This is a genomic window from Streptococcus mitis (assembly GCF_002096855.1).
GTDB classification, from domain to species: domain Bacteria; phylum Bacillota; class Bacilli; order Lactobacillales; family Streptococcaceae; genus Streptococcus; species Streptococcus mitis_Y.
The window spans coordinates 1-7,428 of record NZ_NCVH01000006.1; the positions used below are offsets into that span (position 1 = coordinate 1).

General features: G+C 35.4%; 2 protein-coding genes and 3 pseudogenes. 3 read left to right on the top strand and 2 right to left on the bottom strand.

Going from position 1 to position 7,428, the window contains the following annotated elements; all coding sequences use genetic code 11:
* Positions 1-3,545, bottom strand: a 3,545-nt coding sequence (locus tag B7698_RS00450) for an SdrD B-like domain-containing protein (RefSeq protein WP_142358036.1), incomplete at its 3' end; no start/stop codon positions are given.
* Between the two features lie 283 nt (positions 3,546-3,828).
* Here B7698_RS00450 and B7698_RS10470 point away from each other — a divergent pair.
* Both B7698_RS10470 and B7698_RS10225 read left to right on the top strand, forming a co-directional pair.
* Positions 3,829-3,948: pseudogene (locus tag B7698_RS10470) on the top strand (IS30 family transposase); the annotation flags it as partial.
* A gap of 319 nt (positions 3,949-4,267) precedes the next feature.
* A pseudogene (locus B7698_RS10225) lies at positions 4,268-4,386 on the top strand (transposase); the annotation flags it as partial.
* A gap of 177 nt (positions 4,387-4,563) precedes the next feature.
* Here B7698_RS10225 and B7698_RS00460 read toward each other — a convergent pair.
* Positions 4,564-5,349, bottom strand: coding sequence for a trypsin-like serine peptidase (locus B7698_RS00460; RefSeq protein ID WP_084864323.1), 786 nt, complete (start codon positions 5,347-5,349; stop codon positions 4,564-4,566).
* A gap of 646 nt (positions 5,350-5,995) precedes the next feature.
* Here B7698_RS00460 and B7698_RS00465 point away from each other — a divergent pair.
* A pseudogene (locus B7698_RS00465) lies at positions 5,996-7,396 on the top strand (transposase).
* Positions 7,397-7,428: the final 32 nt, after the last annotated feature.

Sequence of the window (7,428 nt, forward strand, 5' to 3'; positions counted from 1 at the left end):
GGAGTTACTGGTTTCTCTGGAGTTACTGGCTTCTCTGGAGTTACTGGCTTCTCTGGAGTTACTGGCTTCTCTGGAGTTACTGGCTTCTCTGGAGTCACATCAACGTAATAAGTATCAACACCTTCTTGGCCGTCATAATTTTTACCTGTTCCATACTGGTCTTGAACAAGACGGTAACCTTGAGCGCGGTATTTATCAATTACAGACTGCTTCTCTGCTTCTGTGTAGGATACAGGTTCACCTTCTTTACCGGCAAACTCTTCTGTACGCTCTAGCTCTTTTACAACTGAACCTTGTGCATCTACATGACGATAAATAACAATAGCTTTATCATCGCGTTTTACTGGTGCTTCTGGAACTTCTTCGTAAATATATGTTACTTCTTTAGTAACTCCGGCTTCAACAATGCCCTGAGATGGAGAAGATTGTGAGCTAATAGAGACACCATTCTCATCATATTTGTGACTTCCATCAATTGTCTCACCAGCTGAAGTTACTAAACGGTATGTCTTACCTTCAGCAGTAGTAATTGTTGAAGGTTTTTCAGTAGAGTTCTCAGATGCATTATAAGTAGAACCAGGTTTACCATCTACAGTATCTTTAATTGGAGATTGAAGAACCTTCCCTTCTGTAGAAACATAGTTAATGTTGACATTACCTGCTTTTTCATATACATATTTAACAGTCGTAGTGCCTTCTTTAACTTTACCAGTTTCTGAATCAGAATCATTCTTCACTTCTTTATAATAGTATGTCACTCCATTTTTTACGATTTTTTGATCTTTGTGTTCCTTAGTATCATAATCAGTACCTTCATCTGTTTTTGGAGTGTCTTCTACATCTTCTTTAATTTTGTTACCTTCAGTATCATAATACTCAACAATAACATTTCCTTGTTTAGGAGTAACAGGTGTATAAACAACTTCGTAGAACAAATCGTCATCGGTTGCAACAACCGTTTCTCCATCAACAGATTTCTTACCTGCCAACACAGAAGGAGTTCCTTCTTTTACTTTAGCAACTGTAGATAACGTGTATTCTTTACCTTCGATTACAACTGTTGGTTGTGGAACTACTGTATCAAAGTTATCTTTTGTTGTTTCCCAATTACCAAGAGTAGTTTCTCCCGTAACAAGATTCACTGTCCCTTTACGTTCGAATTGTACAGAGTCCTCTTGAGTCGGAATTTCTTTTGAAATTGGAGTTTTCACACCATCAATTTCAGCATAATAAGTGATTGTACGGTTCACTTCCTCTTTCAACTTAAGAATTTCTTGATTATCTGGTTTTGGATATTTAGGGTCTTTAGGATGTGTTGGAACTGTTGGATTAGGGAATTGAGGATCTGCTGGATTAGGATCTTCTGGAGAGCTTGGATCAGTTGGCACTTCCCCTCCTGGCGTCAATGGCTTGTCTGGTGTAACTGGTACAACATATGGAGTCACATCAACGTAATAAGTATCAACACCTTCTTGGCCATCATAATTTTTACCTGTTCCATACTGGTCTTGAACAAGACGGTAACCTTGAGCGCGGTATTTATCAATTACAGACTGCTTCTCTGCTTCTGTGTAGGATACAGGTTCACCTTCTTTACCGGCAAACTCTTCTGTACGCTCTAGCTCTTTTACAACTGAACCTTGTGCATCTACATGACGATAAATAACAATAGCTTTATCATCGCGTTTTACTGGTGCTTCTGGAACTTCTTCGTATTCATAAATAATTGTCTGCTTTTCTTCATTAACTTTTCCACTTTCAGGAGCTGACCCAACTTTATGCCCAACTAATTTATAAGTCTTGCCATCCTTAGGAATTTCAAGTGGTTTAAGAATAGGGGTATCTGATGTATAATTTGTATCAATCGGTTCATCTACTGATACAGGTTGTGAACTTTGAATCTCAGTATCAGTCCCTTTTATTACATATTTTACAACAACATCACCTGATTGTTTATAAAATCCAGAATCAATTGTCCAGTCGTTAGAGTTTTTTATTACAACTGTTGTCTCAAGACCATTCGAATCCTTAGATTCATCTGAAGTTCCTGCTTTTTTAGTTGAAACAAATCCTTCTGGTGTTTCAAATTTTACTTTATATGTACCATTATAGACTTTCGAGAAGTAATATTGTCCTTTGTCATTTGTTGTAGTTGTAGCTATAAGCTGTCCCTTATCATCAAATAGCGAAACTTTTACATCTGGAATCCCTGATTCACCTTCGTCTTGGATACCATTTCTATTTGTATCATTCCAAACTAAATCACCTAAAGCGTATGGGAGGTCGGCTGTATTATAGCCACCTTCATCAGGAGCAGCTAAAGTAATAGATCTATTTGCATTTGCGACTGACTTGGTATATATCCGGCCATTAACATTTCCCTCCATTGTTGAGGATACTAACATCGTATTATCTGCATTTGCTTTAGTTACTGTTTTATTTTTAGTTACAATAACAAACGCATCTGAAATGTTACCAAAGTTTATCTTCATCTGATTTCCACTATAAGTCGGAGAATATGTTGCAGTAACATCTTCTAATTTAGACGGGTCATAGTGGTAACTAGAATCAAGTGCAACATTAGCAGGGACTCGATAGACTTTCACCTCAGTATCATTGGAGTTAAATTGTGCAACATTGTTGTTTAGATTTTTTTCTGTATAAATAGCATTATTAACATTAACTCTGTTAATATTTGCAAAGGTAACGCTTGTGATTTCCTTTGTTTTGTCATTACTTTCTGTAATCAAACTAGAAACTGCAAGTCCATTAACTGCATTTGCCTTAGAACTATCGATTTGATTATATCTAACAGGTACAGAAAACTGCTTTGATGTATTTCCAATTGAAATAGTTGGTGTAATTGTTGATGTTTCTTTAACAATATCCCTATTCACTGCAACATAAAAACTTTTAGATGCCTCGATATTTCTTAACACTTCTGCTTCTTTTGTTATTACAAATTTCACCGTGTTAGTAGCTGAATCGTAGTGACCTTTAGCCAATCGAATACTATCTTCAATCCAAATACTTGTATCAAAGTCTTTAGGACGTGTAATACCAGTCAAATCAACTTCATTGCTGAACTTGACAGTAAAATAATCTCCTTCTTTTACACTAGGAGCTGAAAATTTAATTTTAGCGTTAAGTGAATCTCCATTATCAACTACAACCGGAGTTGTTTCATGACTTAATTCGATACTAGGGTTAATATCATTAGAAATATCTTTTCCTTCAACAGCATCAGAAGCCGTTGTTGATTCAGGAACCCCTGTCGGCTTACTATTTGAAGTTGTTTCAACGGGTTGATTCGCTGTATTTGATTCTGGAATATTCCTAGAACTTTCTTCATTAGCCGATGAATCATTAATTCCTAATACTGGGGTCGCTCCATTGCTTACACCAGCATTGACATCAGCATATGCAGTACTTGTTCCTAATAGAACAAGTCCACTAGCTACAGCAACCGAAGCAATACCTACATTGAACTTCCGAATCCCAAAACGAATCACTCGTTCAGTTGATTGTTTATTTGACTTAAACATAACTTCTCCTTCTTAAAAAGATTTGATAATGTTCAAAAACACTATCTCAATGCTCTAGTTATTTTTTGTCAATAATTTCTATAATCTTTTAAAGTTTTTATAAAAAGATTAGTAACTATTAACTACTCTAATAATAGCATAGTCTTTCTCTACCTGCAACTACTTCGTTTAAAAATATTAAAAATAATTGTTTTTTTCTTTTGTAACAGTTTTATACTAGAATCAATCCTATAAACACTTATCTGAATCTGAACGAGTAAAATTTGAGGATTATTTATGTTTAGAACTCAAACGTGCAGAGATTGCTCGTCGGCTGGGGAGAAATCGCTCTACTATTACTCGTGAAAGTAATCGTGGTTTCATCACACAAGTAAAAAAAGCAAACAGGCAGAAGGTCTATTAGCAACACTATTATGCATATGCTGCCCATAACTATTACCGTCATGCTAGATAAGTCAGCTGTTAGCTGAAACTAGATCGTGTTTCAGACGACTTTCTGAGAGAATTTACAGAAGCGATGAGAGAGAAAACAATGGTATATAGCTTGGATACCTTTGTTCATATCTATAGACTCCAACATATAGATTAGTTGTCCCTCTACCAAGAAACATCTAGGAAAGTTAATTGAAGAAAGTCCAGAAGAGGTCAATAATCGTTCCCGTTTTGGAGATTGGGAAATCGATTCTGTTCTGGGCGGAAACACGATAGGAGAACCTTTTATTAATAATCTCATTAAACTTATCAAACGAAATGCCTTTGGATTTCAGAACTTTGAAAACTTCAAAAACGGATTTTTATCGCTCTGAACATCAAAAAAGAAAGGATGAAATTCATCCTTTCTATATCTTATCTTTTCTTCAGCCCACTACAGTTGACAATGAGCCGAAAAATATCATACATAGCTTCTTATCCCACATCTTTAATAATAAACAAACTTACTAATCATAGTGATTTGTTCATGGTGTATAAAAAGTAATGTAGATATTTCAACAAAAACGTAGAGAAAATGATTATGGCATTATTTTACAACAGATGAAATCCCGTTGGGATCGAATAATTTACTTTTGATGTCAAGAGTAAATGGTGTAACTGTTGTCGTATCAGCCATTATCATACCTTCTGATCCTGGTCCAGTTGCAGTTAAAACTCCAATTATTTCCCCATCAAGGTATACAGCTGACCCAGAATTTTCTTGTGCTGCTGGCATACTCACGGTAAGTGTGCCATCTGATTCAACAGCTGTAATTTTCCCTGATGTCTTAGTAAAATCACCTCTATAATAACGAGAATAACCTGTTGTCGTAACTGTTTTTCCAATCAAACGGTTTAAATCTTTGTATATCACCAAAGTTGGGGTCTTAGTATTAATGGTAGTGGGTTCAACAATTTTTGTAACACTAACATCGTGCTGAAGATCGTTATATCCTGCATATCCAGGCATTGGTTTAAATGGTGTTTTTACGAAAACATTTTTTTTGTACATCTTCATTAAAAAATTGTGTGTGGAACCGTTTGTTTCAGATTCTGCGGTATTCCAACTTCCGTAACTTCCATCTTCCCTTGCGACACAATGAGCAGCTGATAGTAGCCAATTATCTTTGATTATAGTACCTGTACAACGCATTTTAGAAGAACCTTCTTTGTTAATATTCCATGCATAAGTAATATTATATGGAAACTGACTTTTTTCCTGACTTGAAACTGGGGTTCGAATTCCTTCTTCAGCAAAAGCTGTACCTAGAGGAATAAAGACTAAAAGAATAAATGCTGAGTAAATAATCTTTGTAAAACAGTTATTTTTCATTAGAAAACTCCTTTATGTAAATATTGTTTCTCTACGCCTTATATTATATATTATATAAAAAATCCTTTAATATATCAAATGGAATTTTATTTAAATTTTAATAAAAGGTGAAATCGTTTTAACGAAAGTTCTATAATGAGTTAGACACACATCCCCTCCTAAAAGTTAGATGGTTCAACTAGATTATTGCTAGTACTCGATTTCATTTGATAAGAGGCTTGAAGCTATTAGGATAGCTAGCCAAGACTAATCTTAGACTTAGTTTAGCTAACAAAACAGCGTCAAGGGATCCTGTTGCCAAATGAAAGCTAATTGTTGCAATAAAAAAAGCTATTATGCAATAGCCTTCAAAACCTTGAAAAATCAACAAATCAGATTCTAAAAAATTACCCTAAAATTACATAGTCAATATTTATGGGTATCATTTTGGGTATCAAAAAACCGTAAGCTATTGCCTGCGGTTGGTGTAATCTAATTTAAAATCTTTCTATTTATAGGCATAAAAAAACACCTATGTGTTATACAGCTCTATAATATTTGTAGTGGGTAAATCCCCTATAGATATTATGGAGCCTATTTTGTTGTAGAAAAAAGTCCCATATGCCCTATAATGAAAAGCAATCAGGCCACCATTAGAAAGATTCATATGGAACAATTACATTTTATCACAAAACTACTCGATATCAAAGACTCAAACATAAAAATTCTAGATATCATCAATATGGATACACACAAGAAAATTATCGCTAGACTGGACTACAACGCCCCATCTTGTCCTTATTGTGGAAGTCAAATGAAGAAATATGACTTTCAAAAACCGTCGAAAATTCCTTACCTCGAAACGATTGCTATGCCTACCAGAATTCTCCTTAGAAAACTCCGTTTCAGGTGCTATCACTGCTCTAAAATGATGGTCGCCGAGACTTCTATCGTCAAGAAGAATCACCAAATCCCTCGTATTATCAACCAAAAAATTGCGCAAAAGTTGATTGAAAAGACTTCTATGACCGATATTGCTCGCCAGCTTGCCATTTCAACTTCAACTGTCATACGTAAACTGAATGACTTTCAACTTTAAGCATGACTTTAGCCGATTTCCTAACATTATGTCCTGGGATGAGTATACCTTCACTAAGGGAAAGATGAGTTTCATTACGCAAGATTTCGACAATCTCAACATCATCACTGTTCTTGAAGGCAGGACACAAGCTATCATCCGAAAACACTTCCTACGCTATCCTAGACAGGTTAGAAAACGGGTCAAAGTCATTACTATGGATATGTTTAGCTCCTACTACAAATTGGCTAAACAGCTCCGCTTTCGAATTTCTAGGCTCAGGCTGAAACAGTCCCCCAGACTGTTTCACTCCAAAATGCAAAAATTGTACTTGATTGCTTTCACCCTTCGTTAATCTATTTCTAAACTCAGGCTAAAACAGTCCACTGGACTGTTTTACTCCAACATCTCAGCCGTGCTATGAGTCGTATCCGTGTTCAAATCATGAATCAGTTTGAGCGAAAATCCCATGAATACAAGGCTATCAAGCGTTACTGGAAACTCATTCAACAGGATAGCCGTAAACTCAGTGATAAACGTTTTTATTGATCTACTTTTCGGTCACATTTGACCAATAAAGAAATTCTAGAAAAGCTACTTTCATACTCTCAAGAACTTAGACAGCACTGTAATCTATATCAACTCCTGCACTTTCATTTTCAAGAGAAACAGGCTGACCATTTCTTTGATCTGATTAAAAAAGCAATTTATTCTGTAAACCCTATTCTTCAAACTGTTTTTAAGACCTTTTTGAAAGATAAGGACAAGATCATTAATGCACTGGAACTTCCCTACTCAAACTCAAAACTAGAAGCTACCACTAATTTTATCAAATTCATCAAGCAAAATGCTTTTGGCTTCCGGAACTTTGACAACTTTAAAACTAGAATTCTCATTGCTCTAAATATCAAAAAGGAGAGAACCAATGGCTCTATAATATTTGTAGTGGGTAAATCCCCTATAGATCTTATGGAGCCTATTTTTGTGTAGAAAAAAAGTCCCATATGACCTATAATGAAAAG

Coding starts and splice junctions, on each gene's coding strand:
- B7698_RS00460 (WP_084864323.1), bottom strand. CDS start 5,349: ATGAAAAATAACTGTTTTACAAAGATTATTTACTCAGCATTTATTCTT.